Genomic DNA, 18,640 nt, shown 5'->3' on the forward strand with positions numbered 1-18,640 from the left:
GTGACGATGGCTGCCAAAACCTCGCGCCTGTCGCGCTTCACCAATCTCGAATTCGTTCTCGGCGCGTTCCTCACCACCGTCATCTGCCTTGCCGTCCTCTTTTCCGACGTGCTGTTTCCCGGTGGGGCGGAGAAGATCGACCTGATGGCGCGCCTCGCCAAGCCCTTTGCCAATGCCGCCCATCCGCTCGGCACCGATCCGCTGGGGCGTGACGTGCTCGCCCGCGTCGTCGCCGGCGGCAAGATTTCGCTGCTGGTCGGTTTCACCTCGGTCATCGGCGCCGTCATCTTCGGCGTCGCCGTCGGTCTGGTCGCCGGTTATTATCGCGGCTTCTGGGATATGCTGGTCATGCGCTTTGCCGATATCCAGCTCGCCATGCCCTTCATCCTGCTTGCCATCACCTTCATCGCCATTGTCGGCGGCAGCCTTACCAACACCATCATCCTGCTGATCGTCTCGCAATGGGTGCAATATGCCCGCCTCGTGCGCGGCTCGGTGCTGACGCTGCGGGAGCGGGAATTCATCCTTTCCGCCCGCGCCATCGGCGTGAAGGACTGGCGCATCATTCTCCAGCATCTGCTGCCGAACCTCATCGGCCCGGTCATCGTGCTGATGACGCTCAATGTCGCCAACAATATCCTGCTTGAAAGCAGCCTCACCTTCCTTGGCCTTGGCGTCGATCCGACCATTCCGAGCTGGGGCGGCATGCTGGCGGATGGCCGCACCTATCTGCAGACGGCATGGTGGGTCAGCGTTTTCCCCGGCCTCGCCATCCTCCTTACCGTGCTTGGTCTCAACCTTCTCGGCGACTGGCTGCGCGACAGCCTTGACCCAACAGGCAGAACCTCGAGGTAACAGCGATGAGCCAGATTTTCGAACAGACCTTCGAGCGCACCCTGGATGCCCTTGTCGCCCGCGCCACGCCCGGCCAATCCTTCGAGGCATGGACCTTCGATGATGCCAAAAGCCGCCGCGAGGCCGAAGAGAGGCTGAAGAAGAAGGGCGTCAGCGCCCGTATCCGCAGCGCCTACAAGCCGCTTCTCTTCACCTTTCTGGAAGAGATCAATCTTGATGGCGTCGATAGCATCGAGGTGGGTTACCCGGTGCACGCAAACGCGCCCGCCAACCGTTTCCGGCTGGAGGCCTATCCGCTGGCAGCATTGGTCGGCGATGCGAAGATAGGCTTCATCGCCCGCAAGGACGATGCCCTTCACTATGACCTGACACTCAAGCGTGGCGACCGGACGGAGACACTGAAGGTTCTGGCTCCAAACCGGGTTCACAGCGATATCGTCGGCGAAACCAATGTCTCACCCACCGGCTGGTTCCGTCTTGCGGGCGATATGACAGGCGAGCGGCTGGAGACGGACTACGAGCGGCTTTTCGAAGCGGCCATTAAAGCAGTCGCCAGCCACGACTGGGGTAATGAAGAACCCTATTTCGAGGAATTGAACATCCGCGCTGCGCATCCGGCCGAAGACCTGTCGCTGCCGGTCGGCGATGAAGTTGTCAGCCTGCGTGAAGCGCTGCATGAGGATTTCTATTTCTCGCTCTTGGAGTTCTTCCAGAAAAAATCGGGCAGGCCGCTGGGTGACCGCGGCCTGAAACCCGGCCAGATCGTTCCGGAAATCGTCAAGAGCAATGGCGAGGTTTCGGTCCGCATCGAGACCCGTGCGCTCACCACCGCCTTCCTCGATGGCATGGAGCAGACGATCGATGCGGCCAGCGAACCGGTGGCCGCAGGTCAGATCGCAGGGTTGCTATCGGAGATCGGCGGCGAGGCCTTCGATGCCCGCTCGCGTTCCGGCCGCATTCTTGCCGCCCGTTACATTGCCGGCAGCGATGCCGCCGTGATGGTGAGCGGCGGCCAGCACCCCAACGAGACGACAGGCATCGTCGGCGCCATCCGCGCGGCCCGCAAGCTTGCAGAGCGCAAGGGTGCGCATTTCACCATATCCCCGCTGGAAAACCCTGACGGCTACGCCCTGCACCAACGGCTGCGCATCGACAATCCCCGTCATATGCACCATGCGGCACGCTACACGGCGCTGGGCGACGATCTCGAATATCGCACGCCGGAAAATTCAGGCAGCCATCTCAACGAGAAGGAAATCCGCTTCAAAGCGCAGGAGATGAGCGGTGCCAGCCTGCATGTAAACCTGCACGGCTATCCCTCGCATGAATGGACCCGGCCTCTATCAGGTTATGTGCCGCGCAACTTCGCCATGTGGACACTACCGAAAGGCTTTTTCCTCATCATCCGCCATCATGCCGACTGGGAAAGCCAGGCCGAAGCCCTGCTCGACAGGGTAACCCGCCATCTCGGCGCCATTCCCGGGCTGCTCGACTACAACAATCGCCAGATCGCGCTTTATGAAATCCACGCCGGCGAAACCGGTTTCCGCATCATCAACGGCTTCCCGTGCCTCTCGTCCATCGACGACCGCCACACCGTGCCGATGACGCTGATTACCGAATATCCCGATGAGACGATCTACGGCGATGATTTCATCACCGGCCATACTGCACAGATGGAAACGGTTCTATCGGCCTATGATGCCTGGCAGGAGATTGTGTCACCGCAGGTCGCCTGACATCGCCAGGTAAGGGCCCCATGCCAGCGTATTCACCTTCGGGCGCGCTGGCACCCGGTCAACTTGGAAGCAGCGGCGCGACATCCGACAAATATTCGGATGTCTCCTGTATTGTCCGGTCCATTCGCGACAACAAGTCAAACCCGATCAAGCATGAAGGGGAGCGGTTTTGCATGATGCGGGTGTGAACCACAGGAGACCCCATGCCCGCCCTGGACAAACTTATCTGGCAGATCGAGACCGACCTGCACAAAGACCTGACATTGATGGTCCTGTCCGACCGCTGCGCCATCAGCACACATCATATGTGCCGGTTGTTCCAGCTTTCCACCGGCCTGTCGATCATGTCTTATGTCCGGGCGCGTCGGCTTTCCGAGGCGGCCAGAACCATCGCGCAGTGCGATGCTGACATCCTCACCGTCGCGCTTGGTGCGGGATACGGGTCTCATGAGGCGTTCACACGAGCCTTTGCGAATTATTTCAACATATTACCGAGCATTGTTCGCAAGGCCCGATCAACCTCATCCCTTGATCTCATGGAGCCATTCAAAATGAAGAACGACATGTTCGTCAAAGTCCAGCCACCGGAAATGCGCAGCGCCGACGCCTTCCTGGTAGTCGGTCTCAGCACCGCCTGTTCGCTGGAGAACAACGGCGCTATTCCGACGCTCTGGCAAGCCTTTAACACCCGTGAAAACGACGTCGAGGAGGCGGTATCCGGGGCCGCTTACGGCGTATGCAGCGTCGCCGATGAAGCTGGCAACTGCACATATCTAGCCGGCGTCAAAGCGCTGAAGAAAACAGCCGGCATGGATCACATCGAGGTACCCGCGCAATCCTACGCGGTCTTCACCCATAGTGGCCATATCTCGGATCTTCCCAAAACGGTCTATACGATCTGGAACAAAGCCTTGCCCGATGCCGGCCTCAAAACCGCCCGCTCCCCCGATTTCGAACTGTATGATCGACGTTTCGATCCGCAAACGGGACGGGGCACCGTGGAAATCTGGATTCCGATCGTCGCCTGACGCCTGAAATGCCTATGCCCCAGCCTAGTGCTGGGGCATACCCTGAACCGCACTTTTGGCGGGCAGGAACGGAAATTACGCTTATTTTTCCGGTGTCGTGGTGGCGGCAAGCTTGTTTTCCCGCTGTTTCTGCAACAGCTTCTTGCCTTTGCTGAGGATATGCAGGTTTGCGGCGTCGAGCTTGTTATAACCGGCCTGAATGATATCGATATCGGCGACATGGCCGATTGCGGCAAGCTTATACATGACATCGCCGACGGCCACGTCGACGGCCGGCACCGGCAAGGTTGCAACATCCTTCGTCGCCGCCTGAACACCCTCCACCGTACCACCCATGACGTGATACAGAGCCAGCGCCTTGCGCAGAAACGCCTCGCGGCGCTCGATCTTGTTGTTGAGTATACTTTCTCCGACGCGATTTCGCATCAGCTCAACAGCCTTATTTTGATATTCGCCCATCAGACACCAAATAAATTTCAAAATATGCTTCGCGAGACTACGAACAATCCCCTTAGAACTGGTTAAGGCATATCATTTTGCGCGCATGAAATCCGTGTCTTCCCGTCACCGGCCGCAGCCGTTTGATAACGGGACATCCAGACGCGGCAGCTTCAGACAGGCCGCCCGCGATGGTCGCCGGTGGGCTTCGTATTGAGAATCACCCGGCGATGCCTATTGTGTGATCCCATTGCAGACGGAAGCAGATGAAGCCGGGATTGATAACCGTCAGGTTATTTATTACCCCCCTTATTTCATTTTACTTTGGTCACCGCACTCATCAATCTGGCAGCCTGGATCGGTGGATGGGAGCCACGGATCAATTGGGAGAAAATCAATGAAATTACGGATCACCGCCGCAATCGCGGCCATCTGCTTCAGTTCTGCTGCTTATGCCGAGACAATCAAGGTCGGCGTGGTCGGTCCGTTCTCCGGCCCCTTTGCGCTGCAGGGCAAGAACTTCAAGGCCGGCATCGATGCCTGGTTTGCACTTCACGGCAACAAGGTCGGCGATGACACGGTCGAGGTCGTCTATCGCGATGTGCCGCAGGCCGATCCGGCGCAGTCCAAGGCGCTGGCACAGGAACTGGTGGTGAAGGAACGCGTGCAATATCTCGCCGGCTTCTATTTCACACCCGACGCCATGGCCGTCACGCCGCTTCTGAAGCAGGGCAATGTGCCGATGGTCATCATGAATGCCGCCACCTCGGCCATCGTGACCAAAAGCCCCTATGTGGTGCGCACCTCGTTCACCACCTGGCAGACCTCCACCCCCATTGCCAAGGTGGCGTTTGATGGCGGTGTGAAGAAGGTCATTTCGCTGGTCAGCGATTACGGCCCCGGCGTCGATGCCGAAAACGCGTTCAAGGCGGCATTTACCGCCGCCGGCGGTGAGGTGGTGGAAACCATCCGCATGCCGCTTTCCACCAATGATTTCAGCCCCATCATGCAGCGCGTGAAGGATTCCGGCGCGCAAGGGGTTTTCGCCTTCCTGCCGTCAGGCCCGACCACGCTCGGCTTTGTCAAGGCCTTCAACGATAACGGCCTGAAATCCGCTGGCGTCAAGCTTTTCGCGCCGGGCGATCTCACGCAGGAATCCGACCTGCCGGCACTCGGCGAGGCCGCACTCGGCATGCAGACGACCTTCCATTATGCCGTCTCGCATGATTCACCTGAGAACAAGACCTTCGTGGAAGCCGCCACCAAGGCGATCGGCAATCCGAAGGAACTGTCCTTCCCTGCCGTTAGCGCCTTTGACGGCATGTATGTCATCAGCAAGATGATCGAGGCCACCGGCGGCAAACAGGATGCGGAAAAGGCAGTCGAGGCGGTGAAGGGTCTTTCCTGGACAAGCCCGCGCGGCCCTGTCAGCATCGATCCGGAAAGCCGCCACATCACGCAGAACATCTATCTGCGCGAAGTCGCCAAGGCCGATGACGGCAGCTATTACAACAAGGAAGTCCAGACCTTCGAAAAACAGGGCGATCCGGGCCTCGCCGCCGCGAAATAACTGGCGATACCGGCCTCGCCGCCACAAGAGCGGCATTCTTGCAACGGTCGAGCCGCCTTGCGGCGGTTCGGTTCCGGCCCGGACGGGCGTTACAGCACCGGGAGGAGTTTTTTCAACATGCAGACGGTCTTCAGCATCCTTATCGATGCGCTTGCCTATGGCATGGTCCTGTTCATCATCTCCATCGGCCTTTCGGTGACGATGGGACTGATGCGAGTGGTCAATCTGGCGCATGGCGCTTTCGCCATGATCGGCGGTTACCTCGCCTCTTATGCCGCCCACGGCCTCGGTCTCGGTTATGCGGCGGCGATCCTCGTTGCCATCGCCGGCACCATTATCATCGCCATACCGCTCGAACGTTTCCTTTACCGGCGGATTTATGGCGCACCTGAACTGACGCAGGTGCTGATGACCATCGGCATCACCTTCTGCATTATCGGCATCGCCAATTTCGTCTTCGGCCCGACGCTGAAGACCATTCCGCTGCCGCAGCAGCTGGCTGGCCCGACCGATCTCGGCTTCCGCACTATTGCGACCCACCGCATCTTCGCCATTGCCTGCGGTCTGGCCGTGGCGGGGGCATTGTGGTTCACCTTCGAAAAGACGGCCTTCGGCATCAAGCTGCGAGCGGCGGTGGACAATGCCGCGATGGCTGCGGCGCTGGGCGTGCGCACCGAAATCATCTATGCCGTCAGCTTCGCCATCGCCGTCGGTCTTGCCGCAATGGGCGGCGTCATCGGCGCGGAACTGCTGCCGGTCGAACCCTATTATGCGCTGCGCTATATGGTCACCTTCCTCGTGGTGGTCTCGGTGGGCGGCGCGGGCTCCATCCCCGGCGCACTGATCGCCTGCCTGCTGCTCGGCGCCATCGATACGACCGGGCGGTATCTCGCCCCTGAATATGGCGAATTCTTCTTTTATCTGGCGGTCATCGTGATCATCACGTTGTTCCCGCGCGGCCTTCTCGGAAGGGCGAAATGAGATGGCGGTGCTCATGAACGACGTGACTGAAACGGCAGAGATCCCGAAGACGCGCTCGCCGTTGCGCACGCTCGCGGGACCGCTCCTCATCATCGCCGCCGCGATTGCCGGTTATTACCTGTTTCCGGATAATCTGGCGCTTCTGACCCGCATCATCGCCATTGCGCTCTTGGTCCTGTCGATCGATCTCGTCACCGGCTATTGCGGCGTCGCCACGCTCGGCCATGCGGCGCTCTTCGGTGCGGGCGCCTATGCCGCCGGCATCGCCGCCGCCCATTTCGAGATCACCGATCCGCTGCTCATGACCGCCATTGGCGCCGCAGCAGGCGGCGTCGCCGGGCTGCTCTCCGGCACTGTTCTGCTGCGTGCCCACGGCCTGCCGCAGCTGGTGCTTTCCATTGCCGTCATCCATCTGTTCCATGAGGCGGCCAACAAGGCGTCGAACTGGACGGGCGGCAGCGACGGCCTTGCCGGCGTCTCGCCGGACGCCCTGTTCGGCACCTTCGAGTTCGATCTTTTCGGCCGCACCGCCTATATCTATGGCGTCTGTCTACTGCTCCTCGTTTTTCTCGCCCTCAGGGTCATTGTCCACTCGCCCTTCGGCATGCTGTGTCGCGGCGTCAAGCAGGACAGCATCCGCATTCAGGCCATGGGCGGCTCGGTCAATGGCACGATTTTGAAGATGTTCGTCATATCAGGCGTCGTCGCCGGCATTGGCGGCGCACTGAACGCCATTTCCACCCAGGTCGTCGGGCTCGACAGTCTCAGCTTCACGCTTTCGGCCGAAGCGCTGGTCATGCTGGTGCTGGGCGGCGCAGGCTCGCTCTATGGCGCGCTGATCGGCACCGTCACCTTCATGTGGTTCGAAGATGTCGTTTCCGCCGCCAATCCCTTTCATTGGCTCACCATTGTCGGCCTGCTGCTGATTGCCGTCGTGCTCTTCGCACCACGCGGGCTTTATGGCGCGGGTGAGCAGATCATTGCGCGCCTATGGGGAGTTCGTAAATGAGCGCCATTTTCGAAGTATCCGGCCTCAAGAAGAATTTCGGCGGCCTCGTCGTCACCAACAATGTCTCGCTGTCGCTTTCGCCGGGAGACCGCACGGTCCTGATCGGCCCCAATGGCGCAGGGAAGACAACCTTCGTCAATCTTGTTACCGGCAACATCAAGCCCTCGGCCGGCACGGTGCGCATAGCCGGTGAGGACGTGACAGGCCTCAGCGCCAGCCAGCGGGTGAAGCGCGGCCTCGTGCGCTCGTTTCAGGTCACCCGGCTGTTTCAGGACATGACGCCGGAGGAGCACGTCGCGCTTGCCATCCTCCAACGGGAAGGCAGGACGGGCCGGATTTTCGGCCGTTACCGCGCCATGCCCGCGGTGATGAGCGAAGCGCGCGACATTCTCGGCACGCTCGGTCTTCTGGCGCTTGCCGAAACCCGAGTGCGTGAAATCGCCTATGGTCAGCAACGGTTGATCGAGATCGCACTTGCCATGGCGCTCCGCCCGAAAATCCTGCTGCTCGACGAACCGGCGGCCGGCGTGCCTTCCACGGAAACGGCGCGTATCGAACAGGCGCTCGACCGTCTGCCGGCCGATCTCGCCATCTTGATGATCGAGCACGACATGGATCTGGTTTTCCGTTTTGCCAAACGTGTGGTGGTGCTCGCCGCAGGCGCGGTCATCTTCGACGGTTCGCCTGATGATGTCACCAGCAATGCGGAAGTCCGCCAAGCTTATCTGGGAAGTTACGCCGATGCCCGCAGCGCCGCTTGAAATCGTCAACCTCACCGCCGGTTATGGCCCCACCCGCGTCATCGAGGGCCTGTCGCTTTCCGTGCCGTCGGGCTCGCGTTTCGCGGTTCTCGGCCGCAACGGCGTCGGCAAGACCAGCCTCTTCGCCACGCTGGCCGGCCAGACGAAACGCTTTGCCGGCGATATCCGCATCGGCGGGCAGGACATCGCCGCCCTGCCGAGCGCCGCCCGCGCCAAAGCCGGCCTCGGCTACGTGCCGCAGACGCGGGATGTCTTCCCGACGCTGACCGTCGAGGAAAACCTGTTCGTCGGCCTCAAGACCCGGCCGAAATCGGCCATCGAGGAAGCCTACACGCTGTTTCCGCGCCTCAAAGAGCGCCGCCGCAATCTCGGCTCGCAACTTTCCGGCGGCGAACAACAGATGCTCTCCACCGCTCGCACGATTCTCGGACAGCCGCGTGTGCTGCTTCTCGACGAACCGCTCGAAGGCCTCGCACCCGTCATCTGCGAGGAGCTGATGGCGGCCTTTTCCAAACTGGCGCAATCGGGCGAAATGACCATTCTCCTCGTCGAACAGCGTATCCAGATGGCCATCGACTTCGCCGACCACGCCATCATCATGGAACGTGGCCGCATCGTCTGGGAAGGGCCGTCCAGCGCGCTTGCGGAGAACCCGGATATTGTCGATACGCATCTTGGCGTTGGCGGGCTGCACTGAGTGCATCGAAATAAAACCAGAACAGGTTTCCAGCCCCCACCGCGCAGATGCGCATTGGCTGGACCCCTGTGACAGGCACAGGAATGAGGGCGTCGGATCAACTGTGCCCACAACGGACCCACGACACCTCATTTATTCGTTCCTAAAAAACCCAATGGAATAAAAATTCCACTGGAGTTAAAGTGCACACGATTTCAGTCTGCATAAAGGAACGACAATGACGGCAATCGAGGCGCCAGAATCGGTGAAGGCTTTTGAGGAGCGGTTGCTCCAGGTTGCGGAGGGGCTGCCGAAACGATTGCGGCAATGCGCCGATTATGTCGCCTCCAATCAGGACCGCATCGCCGTTTCCACCGTTGCCGAAATGGCAGAGGGTGCTGGCGTCCAGCCTTCGGCCTTCATGCGGTTTTGCCAGATCATGGGCTTTTCCGGTTTTTCGGAAATGCAGCGCCTGTTTCGCGATTCCTATGTCGGCGGCTGGCCAGATTACACGACACGGCTCGACCATCTGCGTGAAAAGGGCGATGAAAGTGCCTCCAGCCTGCTTGCGGAATTTGTCGAAGCTGGTCGTTCCTCGCTGGAAATGCTGCTGAAATCGGTCGATACACGGCAGCTTGACGAGGCAGTTTCGGCGCTGGCTGGCGCGCGCACCGTCCACATTGTCGGTTTGCGACGTTCTTTCCCCATAGCCAGTTACCTTGCCTATGCCTTCGAGAAAATGAAGGTTCCGGCGGTTCTGCACAGCGCCGTTGGCGGGCTGGGCAATATCAGCGCCATCTCCAGCGATGACGCGCTGATCGCCATCACCTTCTCCCCCTATTCCGCTGAGACGCTGGAACTGGCGGAAACGGCCCGGGCCAATGGCATTCCGGTGGTTGCGCTCTCTGATTCTGCCGTCAATCCGCTGCGAAAATCCGGCGCAACGCTTCTGACGGTCACGGAGATCGATTTTGGTGCATTCCGCTCCCTTTCCGCCACCCTCTGTCTGGCGATTACGCTGGCCGTGGCTGTGGGAACCCGCAAAACAGCCTGAATATTTTTATTGAAAATGGAAAAAATAGAATTTATGATCCAAATCCATGAAACGGGCATTCCATATTCGTCCGTCTCGTGACGGATGACAGCGGGCGGAGGAGGCCTGCCGGAACGGGATGGCGAAAGGTGCGGGCAGCTTTGCCCGATATCGCTCCAAACATGTGAGGCAGGCCGCCGCAACGGGCGGCCCGAAGGAGGAACCTTTTGAAAAAACTTGATCTTATCACGATCGGGCGCTCGTCTGTCGATCTGTACGGTTCGCAGGTTGGCGGCCGTCTGGAGGACATGGCCTCCTTTGCCAAATATATCGGCGGCTCTCCCACCAACATTGCCGCCGGCGCCGCGCGCCTTGGCCTTGCCAGCGCCGTCATCACCCGCGTTGGTGATGAGCATATGGGCCGCTTCATCCGCGAACAGTTGGTGCGTGAAGGCGTTGATGTGCGCGGCGTGAAGACAGACCCGGAGCGGCTGACCGCGCTGGTGCTGCTCGGCATTCGCGACCAGAACCAGTTCCCGCTGATCTTTTATCGCGAAAACTGCGCCGACATGGCGCTCAGCGAAGACGATATCGATCCCGCCTTCATCGCCGAAGCTGCTTGCGTCTGCGCCACCGGCACGCATCTGTCGCATCCAAAAACGGAAGCGGCCGTGCTGAAGGCGCTGAAACTCGCCCGCGAAAATGGCGCGAAGACCGCGCTCGATATCGATTACCGCCCCAATCTCTGGGGTGTGGCCGGCCATGGCGACGGCGAAAGCCGTTTCGTGGAATCGCAGAAGGTCACCGCCAAGCTGCAATCCACCCTGCATCTCTTCGACCTGATCGTCGGCACCGAGGAAGAATTCCACATCGCCGGCGGCTCCACCGATACGCTTGCGGCGCTGAAGGCCGTGCGCAAGGTTTCCAACGCGACGCTGGTGTGCAAGCGCGGGCCGATGGGGGCCTCGGTCTTCACCGGCGAAATCCCGGCAAGTCTCGACGATGGCGAGACGGGCGAAGGTTTCCCGATCGAGGTCTTCAACGTTCTGGGTGCTGGCGATGGCTTCATGGCCGGGTTGTTCCGCGGCTGGCTGCGCGGCGAAGACTGGCCGACGACATTGAAATACGCCAATGCCTGCGGCGCTTTCGCCGTTTCCCGCCACGGCTGCACGCCGGCCTATCCAAGCTGGGAAGAGCTGCAATATTTCTTCAAGGCTGGCATTCGCAACAAGGCGCTGCGCAAGGACGAGGCACTGGAGCAGGTGCACTGGTCCACCAACCGCAAGGGCGACTGGGACACGATGCGCGTCTTCGCCTTCGACCACCGCATGCAGCTGGAGGCCATCGCCGACGAGCTTGGCGTCAAGCACGAAAAGATCGGCGCTTTCAAGAAGCTCTGCCTAGAAGCCGCACAGCAGGTGGCCGGCGACAGGCCGGGTTACGGTATTCTCTGCGACGGTCGCCTTGGCCGTGACGCCCTGTTTGCCGCGAGCGGTTCCGGTCTCTGGATCGGCCGCCCAGTGGAATGGCCCGGCTCCCGTCCGCTGACGCTGGAACCGGAACTCGGCAAGGATTTCGGCGGGCTGTCCGAATGGCCGCTTGAAAATGTCGTCAAGGTCCTGTGCTTCTATCATCCTGACGATACCGAGGAGATGCGGTCAACGCAGGAGGAGACGGTCATGCGTCTGTTCCAGGCGACACGCCGCAACCGGCTGGAAATGTTGCTGGAGGTCATTCCTTCCAAGGTCGGCCCGACCGACGATCTGACAGCCGCCCGCATCGTCGAGCGTTTTTATGAGATCGGGGTCTATCCCGACTGGTGGAAGCTGGAGCCGATGAAGACCCGCGCCGCCTGGAAGAACGCCTGCGATGCCGTGCATCGTAACGATCCTTATGTGCGCGGCATCGTCGTTCTCGGTCTCGACGCGCCGCAAAGCGAGCTGGAGGAGAGCTTCCGCCTTGCCGCCGGTTTTGATCTGGTCAAAGGTTTCGCCGTTGGCCGCACGATTTTTGCAGATGCCGCGCGAAGCTGGCTCGGTGGCAGGATCACCGATCAGGAAGCGGTGAAAGATATGGCGCAGCGCTATACCAGTCTGTGCCGCATTTGGGATGAGGCGCGCGCCAAAAAGGGAGAGGCAGCGTGAAGACAATCAGAATGACGGCTGCGCAGGCAATGGTTCGTTACCTCGCCGCGCAGATGAATGAACATGGCGAAACCTATATTGCCGGTGTCTGGGCCATTTTTGGCCACGGCAACGTCGCCGGTATCGGCGAAGCGCTGCATGGCATTCGCGACGAGCTGCAGACCTATCGCGGCCAGAACGAGCAATCCATGGCCCATGCGGCCATTGCCTACACCAAGCAGCTGCGCCGTAGGCGGGCGATGGCGGTCACCTCCTCCATCGGCCCGGGTGCCGCCAACATGGTGACGGCGGCAGCGCTCGCGCATGTCAACCGCCTGCCGGTTCTGCTGATCCCCGGCGATGTCTTCGCCAATCGCGGCCCCGACCCCGTGCTGCAGCAGCTCGAAGATTTCGGCGATGGCACCATGACGGTCAACGACTGCTTCCGCCCGGTCAGCCGTTATTTCGACCGCATCATGCGACCGGAACAGTTGCTGACCGCCCTTCCCCGCGCCATGCGGACCATGACGGACCCGGCCGATTGCGGCCCGGTCACGCTCGCCTTCTGCCAGGATGTGCAGGCGGAAGCGTATGATTATCCTGTCAGCTTCTTCGAAAAGCGCGTCTGGCGTCAGCGCCGTCCTGAGCCGGATGTTGTGGAATTCGAAGATGCGGTCGCCGCGCTGAAGGCGGCGAAGAACCCGATCATCGTTGCCGGCGGCGGCGTTCATTTTGCCGGCGCAACCGAAACGCTGAAGCGCTTTGCCGAAACCCATTCCATTCCCGTTGTCGAAACGCAGGCCGGGAAATCGGCATTGGCGTGGGATCACGATCTCAACTTCGGTCCCGTCGGCGTCACGGGCGCAGAAAGCGCCAATATCATCAGTGAAAAGGCCGATCTGGTCTTCGGCGTCGGCACCCGTTTTCAGGATTTCACCACCGGTTCCTGGGCGTTGTTCAAGAACCCTAACCGCAAGATTTTGGCGCTCAACGTCCAGCCCTATGACAGCGCCAAGCATGATGCGATCAGCCTGACGGCGGATGCCAAGATCGGGCTTGAAAAGCTCTCCGCAGCACTCGGCAGCCACCGTTTTGCCGCGCCGGATGCCGGTCTCAAGGCTGCATGGTTCGAAAAGGCCGATGCCGATACAGCCGCGCCGGGCGAAGACAACGCCAACAGCCTGCCCACCGACATGCAAGTCATCGGCGCGGTGCAGCGCCAGTCGCGTGACAATACCGTCGTCATGTGCGCCGCAGGCACCATGCCGGGCGAGCTTCACCAGCTGTGGAAATCCAAGCTGCCGCTCTCCTATCACATGGAATACGGCTTCTCCTGCATGGGTTATGAAGTGGCCGGTGGCCTCGGCATCAAGATGGCGGAGCCGGACCGCGACGTGATCGTCATGGTGGGTGACGGCTCCTACATGATGATGAATTCGGAGCTTGCCACGTCGGTCGCCATGGGCGTGAAGATCACGCTCGTCATCACCGACAACAGGGGCTATGGCTGCATCAACCGCCTGCAGATGGAGACCGGCGGCGCGGAGTTCAACAACCTCTACGCCCACACCAACGTCAACCCCATCGCCATCGATTTCGTCGCCCATGCCGGCTCGATGGGGGCGGATGCGCGTAAGGTTTCCACCATCACTGAACTGGAAGAAGCGCTCGCGAGCGCCCGTGCCTCCACCCGAACAACAGTGATCGTCATCGATACCGATCCCTATCCGACCCCTCAGGCCGGCGGTCACTGGTGGGATGTCGCGGTGCCTGAAGTCTCCGACCGCGCCGAAATCGGCCCGGCCCGCGCCCGTTATGAAAACCATGTCAAGGAAAGACAGTAAGATGATCCGTTACGGCACCAACCCTATCGCCTGGTCCAACGACGATGACCGCACGCTGGGCGCCCATATCAGCCTCGAACAGTGCCTCGATGAAACCGCCAAGATCGGTTTCGACGGCATCGAAAAGGGCCACAAGTTCCCGACTGAGCCGGAAGGCCTGAAGGGCGTGCTTTCGCCGCGCGGTCTCTCCTTCGTCTCCGGCTGGCATTCGCTGAACCTTCTGACCGACGATATCGAATCCGAAAAGAAGGCGATGCAGCCGGCGCTTGACCTGCTGAAAGCCATGGGTTCGAAGGTCATCATCGTCTGCGAGACCTCGAACGCCATCCACGGCGATGACAACAAGGCGCTGGTCGACCGTCCGCGCCTTGCGGCCGATGACTGGGCGAAATTCGGCGCGGGTGTCGAGGCGCTGGCCGCCTTTGCCGCAGAACAGGGTATCACCCTCGTTTATCATCACCACATGGGAACGGTGGTCGAGAGCGAAGACGAGATCGACCTTCTGATGCAGCACACCGGCCCGAAGACGCACCTTCTGCTCGATACCGGCCATTGCCTGTTCGGCGGCGGCGATCCCTTGCGTGTCGCGCAGAAATATATGGGTCGCGTCGGCCATATCCATGCCAAGAACGTGCGCCCTGCCATTGCCGATCAGGTTCGGGGCGAGCGGCTTTCCTTCCTCGAAGGCGTTCGCCGCGGCGTGTTCACCGTTCCCGGCGACAGCGAAGGCGGCGTGAATTTTCCTCCGGTGCTGAAGGTTGCGGCCGAGCATGGTTACAGCGGCTGGCTGGTCATCGAGGCGGAACAGGACCCTGACGTGCGCAACCCGTTCGAATATCAGAGCCTCGGGTTGAAATCGCTGAAGGCTTTTGCGCGCGAAGCGGGGCTGGACAAGGCTCAGGCTGCTTGAGCTGGACTGACAGCGGGCGGCACACCCCGCCCGTCATACCGGCCTTGAGCCGGTATCCAGCCAGCCCAAGTCCTTGGGCTGAAAAAAGTTGTCCCCGCCGCGCGGACGCGCGTCGGCTGGACCCCGGCTCAAGGCCGGGGTGACGAGACGGCAAGAACCAACGAACGACTGACCAAAAAGGAACACCACCATGACCTCACTTCTGCGCAAGCCGGTCGCGACAAGCGGCAAGGTGCACGATATCACGCCCCAAAGCGCGGATTGGGGTTATGTCGGTTTCGGCCTTTCCCGCCTGAAGCCGGGCGAAACCGCCACTGAGAAGACCGGCGATACGGAAGTCATCCTCGTGCTGGTCGAAGGCAAAGCGACGATCTCCGCAGGGGATAAGGATTTCGGTGAACTCGGCGACCGCATGAATGTGTTCGAGCGCAAGCCGCCCCATTGCGTTTATGTTCCGGCCGGCTCCGAATGGTCGCTGACCGCCACGACCGATTGCACCATCGGCGTCTGCACCGCGCCCGGCGAAAAAGGCAGCCGCGAGGCGCAGCAGATCGGTCCCAATGGCGTGCAGCTGACGGAGCGTGGCAAGGGTGCCAATACGCGTTACATCTTCCCCATCGCCATGGAAGAGCGCGATGTGGCCGACAGCCTGCTGGTGACGGAAGTCTTCACGCCGTCGGGCAACTGGTCGTCCTATCCGCCGCACCGGCATGATGAGGATAATTACCCTGACATGACCTATCTGGAAGAGACCTATTATCACCGGCTGAACCCGGCGCAGGGTTTCGGCTTCCAGCGCGTCTTTACCGAAGATGGTTCGCTGGACGAAACCATGGCGGTGTCGGACGGCGATGTCGTGCTGGTGCCCAAGGGCCACCACCCCTGCGGCGCGCCCTATGGTTATGAGATGTATTATCTGAACGTGATGGCCGGGCCGATGCGCAAATGGCGCTTCAAGAACCACCCGGATCATGACTGGATTTTCAAACGGGATAATCCGTAATTCACTCACATCCTCATTCCTGTGCTTGTCACAGGAATCCAGCCGGCGCGCGTCTGCGCGACGGGGAGAGTCTTCCCAGCCCAAGGACTTGGGCTGGCTGGATCCCTGTGACAAGCACAGGGATGAGGGCGGAGGGGCTTTGTTTCGCCTGTCACATTTCAATAAACGCTCAATACATTGATTTCATTCTAAAACTCTCTGGAGGAGAATAGCATGACCGCTCTTGGCGTGGGCCTTATCGGCACCGGTTACATGGGCAAATGCCACGCGCTGGCGTGGAACAATGTCACCAGCGTCTTCGGCGATGTGGAGCGTCCCCGCCTCGTGACGCTCGCGGAAGTCAATCCCGAGCTTGCCGCGAAGAAAGCCGCCGAGTTCGGCTTCGCCCGCTCGACGGGCAACTGGCGCGACCTGCTGTCCGATCCGGAGATCGACGTGATCTCGGTCACCACGCCGAATGCCTTCCACCCGGAAATGGCGATTGCCGCCCTTGAGGCCGGCAAACATGTCTGGTGTGAAAAGCCAATGGCGCCCGCTTTTGCCGATGCTGTGAAGATGCGCGATGCGGCCCGCCGTTCCGGCAAGGCGTCGGCGATGGGCTACAACTACATTCAGAACCCCGTCATCCGTCATATCCGCCGCCTGATCGGCGAAGGTGCTATCGGCAAGGTCTATCATGTCCGCGCCGAAATGGACGAGGACTTCATGGCGGACGCCACTCAGCCCTTCTACTGGAAGAGCGAAGCCTCCTCCGGTTATGGCGCGCTGGATGATTTCGCCGTGCACCCGCTGTCGCTGCTCTTCGCTCTGTTCGGTCATGCCGAAAGCGCCATCACCGACATGGTGAAACCTTATGAGACTCGCCCGCTTGCCGGCGGCGGCGAGCGCGCCGTCGAGACGCATGATCTTGCCAGCGTGCTGCTGAAGCTCGAAGGCGGCATTTCCGCCGTGCTCATCGCCAACCGTTCCGCCTGGGGCCGCAAGGGTCGCATCGCCATCCAGATTTATGGCTCGACGGGTTCGATTCTCTTCGATCAGGAACGTATGAACGAGTTCCAGCTCTACACTACGGATGGACGCCCGGAGGAGCAGGGTTTCAGAACCATCCTCACCGCGCCGCATCACAAGCCCTATGACCGCTTCATTCCCGCCCCCGGCCACGGGCTCGGTTTCAACGATCTGAAGGTGATCGAATGCCGGGAGCTGATCGCGGCGATTGAGGGCAAAAAAGCCCATATCGTCGATTTCGAGGAAGGGCTGAAGATCGAGCGCAGCATCCACGCCATGGCCCGGTCGTTTGCCGAAGGGCGTTGGGTGGGGACAGGAGAGATTGAGGAATAGGGACGGGTATGAGGTGAGCACCAGGCCTCACCTCTTTCGTCATGCTCGGGCCTGTCCCGAGCATCTGCAACCGGTCGATTTGACGCGACGTGGTTGGATCCTCGGGACAAGCCCGAGGATGACGCAGAAAAAGTATCAGCTTTTCACCGGCGTTTCCGGCACCGGCGTCAGCACCTTGCCGTCCCTGAACCAGCCGAGAATATTGTCGGCCACCAGATCGGCCATGGCGTTGCGCGTCGGGATCGAGGCGGAGGCGACATGCGGCAGCAGGGAGACATTCGGCAGCGACAGGAAGGCTTCCGGCACCTTCGGCTCGGCATAGAACACATCGAGACCGGCAGCACCCACAGCACCGCTCTTAAGCGCCTGCAGAAGCGCATCTTCATCGACGCTGGAACCGCGCCCGACATTGATGAACACGCCTTCAGGCCCAAGCGCCGTCAGGATTTCGGGATTGATCGCCTTATGCGTTTCCGGCGTGCCGGGCACGATGCAGATCAGGATATCGACGGCTTCCGCCATCTCCTTCAGCGAACCGTAATAGGTGTAAGAGAGGCCATCCCGCTTGCTGCGGGTGTGGTATCCGATTTCCACCTTGAAAGGCTCCAGCCGCTTGGCGATTTCCTGGCCGATGCGGCCCATGCCGAAAAGGCCGACCTTGCGGCCGCGCAGCGAAAACGGCGACAGCGCAAATGGTCCTTCGCCAACCCATTTGCCATCCCGCAGCCAGGTCTCGGCCTGATAAAGACGGCGCACGGTGTTGATCAAAAGCGCAATCGTCGTATCGGCCACCTCGTCGTTCAGCACGTCAGGCGTATTCGTCACCACAATGTTGCGTGTGGCGGCATGTTTGGCATCGACGCCATCATAGCCCACGCCGAAATTCGCGATGATCTCGAGCTTCGGCAGCGCATCGATCCACTTTGCGTTGACGACGCCGGAAACGGCGATGGCATTGATGCGCTCCGCCGCACCATCAGGCAGAACCGGCTCGGCGCCGGCAGGCACAGTCACGATCTCGACCTTGCCTTCGAGGCGTTCGAGAACGCGCGGGTTTATCTTGCCGGGAACGAGAACGACGGCCTTTTTGTCAGACATGAGCGGATATTCCTCCTGATAACATTCCAATATGCTGAAGTGGGTTGCAGGCGAACCGCTCGCATACCACTCCTCTGGGCGGCGATCCTTTCAAACAAAGACGGCCGTGAAAAGGGCAATAAGGGGATGCTATGGGGGCAGACGGAAGTTTCATGCCGATTTTTTTTGCGCCCCCTCACCGTCATGCCGGACTTGATCCGGCATCCAGCCAGCCCAAGTCTTTGGGCTGAG

At 60.6% G+C, this 18,640-nt stretch carries 16 protein-coding genes; 14 read left to right on the forward strand and 2 right to left on the reverse strand.

All coding sequences use genetic code 11. The features are described from left to right. The first annotated feature begins 6 nt into the window (after window positions 1-6). The 3 genes from AKG12_RS23585 to AKG12_RS23595 all read left to right on the forward strand — a co-directional run bounded on the left by AKG12_RS23585 (window position 7) and on the right by AKG12_RS23595 (window position 3,622). Window positions 7-855, forward strand: a complete 849-nt coding sequence (locus AKG12_RS23585) for an ABC transporter permease (protein WP_052820652.1) — start codon at window positions 7-9, stop codon at window positions 853-855. 5 nt (window positions 856-860) lie between these two features. Continuing rightward, a complete protein-coding gene (locus AKG12_RS23590) occupies window positions 861-2,594 on the forward strand; it encodes a M14 family metallopeptidase (protein WP_052820653.1) in 1,734 nt (577 codons plus the stop codon). A 203-nt stretch (window positions 2,595-2,797) separates the two neighbouring features. Continuing rightward, window positions 2,798-3,622 (forward strand): AraC family transcriptional regulator, encoded by an 825-nt coding sequence (locus AKG12_RS23595; RefSeq protein ID WP_052820654.1) that lies wholly within the window; start codon window positions 2,798-2,800, stop codon window positions 3,620-3,622. Window positions 3,623-3,703: 81 nt separating this feature from the next. On the opposite strand, the gene AKG12_RS23600 is transcribed toward AKG12_RS23595, so the two are convergent. Further along, window positions 3,704-4,081 (reverse strand): hypothetical protein, encoded by a 378-nt coding sequence (locus AKG12_RS23600; protein ID WP_052820655.1) that lies wholly within the window; start codon window positions 4,079-4,081, stop codon window positions 3,704-3,706. A gap of 376 nt (window positions 4,082-4,457) precedes the next feature. Here AKG12_RS23600 and AKG12_RS23605 point away from each other — a divergent pair, with 376 nt between their 5' ends. The 11 genes from AKG12_RS23605 to AKG12_RS23655 all read left to right on the forward strand — a co-directional run bounded on the left by AKG12_RS23605 (window position 4,458) and on the right by AKG12_RS23655 (window position 17,311). Next, window positions 4,458-5,630, forward strand: coding sequence for an ABC transporter substrate-binding protein (locus AKG12_RS23605; RefSeq protein WP_052820656.1), 1,173 nt, complete (start codon window positions 4,458-4,460; stop codon window positions 5,628-5,630). Between the two features lie 117 nt (window positions 5,631-5,747). Beyond that, a complete protein-coding gene (locus AKG12_RS23610; protein ID WP_052820657.1) occupies window positions 5,748-6,611 on the forward strand; it encodes a branched-chain amino acid ABC transporter permease in 864 nt (287 codons plus the stop codon). Between the two features lies 1 nt (window position 6,612). After that, window positions 6,613-7,620 (forward strand): branched-chain amino acid ABC transporter permease, encoded by a 1,008-nt coding sequence (locus tag AKG12_RS23615; protein WP_052820658.1) that lies wholly within the window; start codon window positions 6,613-6,615, stop codon window positions 7,618-7,620. Then, the gene (locus AKG12_RS23620) at window positions 7,617-8,381 is read left to right on the forward strand and encodes an ABC transporter ATP-binding protein (protein ID WP_052820659.1); all 765 of its coding nucleotides are present in this window, start codon (window positions 7,617-7,619) and stop codon (window positions 8,379-8,381) included. Before AKG12_RS23615 ends, AKG12_RS23620 begins: the two co-directional genes overlap by 4 nt. Beyond that, the gene (locus AKG12_RS23625; RefSeq protein ID WP_052820660.1) at window positions 8,362-9,078 is read left to right on the forward strand and encodes an ABC transporter ATP-binding protein; all 717 of its coding nucleotides are present in this window, start codon (window positions 8,362-8,364) and stop codon (window positions 9,076-9,078) included. Before AKG12_RS23620 ends, AKG12_RS23625 begins: the two co-directional genes overlap by 20 nt. Window positions 9,079-9,295: 217 nt before the next feature. Beyond that, a complete protein-coding gene (locus tag AKG12_RS23630; RefSeq protein ID WP_052820661.1) occupies window positions 9,296-10,111 on the forward strand; it encodes a MurR/RpiR family transcriptional regulator in 816 nt (271 codons plus the stop codon). 206 nt (window positions 10,112-10,317) lie between these two features. Further along, the gene (locus tag AKG12_RS23635) at window positions 10,318-12,234 is read left to right on the forward strand and encodes a bifunctional 5-dehydro-2-deoxygluconokinase/5-dehydro-2-deoxyphosphogluconate aldolase (RefSeq protein ID WP_052820662.1); all 1,917 of its coding nucleotides are present in this window, start codon (window positions 10,318-10,320) and stop codon (window positions 12,232-12,234) included. Continuing rightward, window positions 12,231-14,057, forward strand: a complete 1,827-nt coding sequence (iolD, locus tag AKG12_RS23640) for a 3D-(3,5/4)-trihydroxycyclohexane-1,2-dione acylhydrolase (decyclizing) (protein WP_052820663.1) — start codon at window positions 12,231-12,233, stop codon at window positions 14,055-14,057. The genes AKG12_RS23635 and iolD overlap by 4 nt, the downstream gene beginning before the upstream one ends. Window position 14,058: 1 nt before the next feature. After that, on the forward strand, window positions 14,059-14,967 hold the full coding sequence (gene iolE / locus AKG12_RS23645) for a myo-inosose-2 dehydratase (protein ID WP_052820664.1): 909 nt from the start codon (window positions 14,059-14,061) through the stop codon (window positions 14,965-14,967). A 190-nt stretch (window positions 14,968-15,157) separates the two neighbouring features. Further along, the gene (iolB, locus tag AKG12_RS23650) at window positions 15,158-15,970 is read left to right on the forward strand and encodes a 5-deoxy-glucuronate isomerase (protein ID WP_052820665.1); all 813 of its coding nucleotides are present in this window, start codon (window positions 15,158-15,160) and stop codon (window positions 15,968-15,970) included. Between the two features lie 213 nt (window positions 15,971-16,183). Beyond that, on the forward strand, window positions 16,184-17,311 hold the full coding sequence (locus AKG12_RS23655) for a Gfo/Idh/MocA family protein (RefSeq protein ID WP_052820666.1): 1,128 nt from the start codon (window positions 16,184-16,186) through the stop codon (window positions 17,309-17,311). Between the two features lie 135 nt (window positions 17,312-17,446). Here AKG12_RS23655 and AKG12_RS23660 read toward each other — a convergent pair whose 3' ends face one another. Continuing rightward, on the reverse strand, window positions 17,447-18,409 hold the full coding sequence (locus AKG12_RS23660) for a 2-hydroxyacid dehydrogenase (RefSeq protein ID WP_052820667.1): 963 nt from the start codon (window positions 18,407-18,409) through the stop codon (window positions 17,447-17,449). Window positions 18,410-18,640 lie beyond the last annotated feature (231 nt).

Origin of the sequence: Agrobacterium sp. SUL3, assembly GCF_001263295.1 — a bacterium.
In the GTDB taxonomy this organism is placed as follows: Bacteria; Pseudomonadota; Alphaproteobacteria; order Rhizobiales; family Rhizobiaceae; genus Agrobacterium; species Agrobacterium tomkonis.

Excerpts from the sequence above, each read along its gene's own strand:
- AKG12_RS23585 (WP_052820652.1), top strand. The coding sequence starts at position 7 with ATGGCTGCCAAAACCTCGCGCCTGTCGCGCTTCACCAATCTCGAATTC.
- AKG12_RS23590 (WP_052820653.1), top strand. The coding sequence starts at position 861 with ATGAGCCAGATTTTCGAACAGACCTTCGAGCGCACCCTGGATGCCCTT.
- AKG12_RS23595 (WP_052820654.1), top strand. The coding sequence starts at position 2,798 with ATGCCCGCCCTGGACAAACTTATCTGGCAGATCGAGACCGACCTGCAC.
- AKG12_RS23600 (WP_052820655.1), bottom strand. The coding sequence starts at position 4,081 with ATGGGCGAATATCAAAATAAGGCTGTTGAGCTGATGCGAAATCGCGTC.
- AKG12_RS23605 (WP_052820656.1), top strand. The coding sequence starts at position 4,458 with ATGAAATTACGGATCACCGCCGCAATCGCGGCCATCTGCTTCAGTTCT.
- AKG12_RS23610 (WP_052820657.1), top strand. The coding sequence starts at position 5,748 with ATGCAGACGGTCTTCAGCATCCTTATCGATGCGCTTGCCTATGGCATG.
- AKG12_RS23615 (WP_052820658.1), top strand. The coding sequence starts at position 6,613 with ATGGCGGTGCTCATGAACGACGTGACTGAAACGGCAGAGATCCCGAAG.
- AKG12_RS23620 (WP_052820659.1), top strand. The coding sequence starts at position 7,617 with ATGAGCGCCATTTTCGAAGTATCCGGCCTCAAGAAGAATTTCGGCGGC.
- AKG12_RS23625 (WP_052820660.1), top strand. The coding sequence starts at position 8,362 with ATGCCCGCAGCGCCGCTTGAAATCGTCAACCTCACCGCCGGTTATGGC.
- AKG12_RS23630 (WP_052820661.1), top strand. The coding sequence starts at position 9,296 with ATGACGGCAATCGAGGCGCCAGAATCGGTGAAGGCTTTTGAGGAGCGG.
- iolE (WP_052820664.1), top strand. The coding sequence starts at position 14,059 with ATGATCCGTTACGGCACCAACCCTATCGCCTGGTCCAACGACGATGAC.
- iolB (WP_052820665.1), top strand. The coding sequence starts at position 15,158 with ATGACCTCACTTCTGCGCAAGCCGGTCGCGACAAGCGGCAAGGTGCAC.
- AKG12_RS23655 (WP_052820666.1), top strand. The coding sequence starts at position 16,184 with ATGACCGCTCTTGGCGTGGGCCTTATCGGCACCGGTTACATGGGCAAA.
- AKG12_RS23660 (WP_052820667.1), bottom strand. The coding sequence starts at position 18,409 with ATGTCTGACAAAAAGGCCGTCGTTCTCGTTCCCGGCAAGATAAACCCG.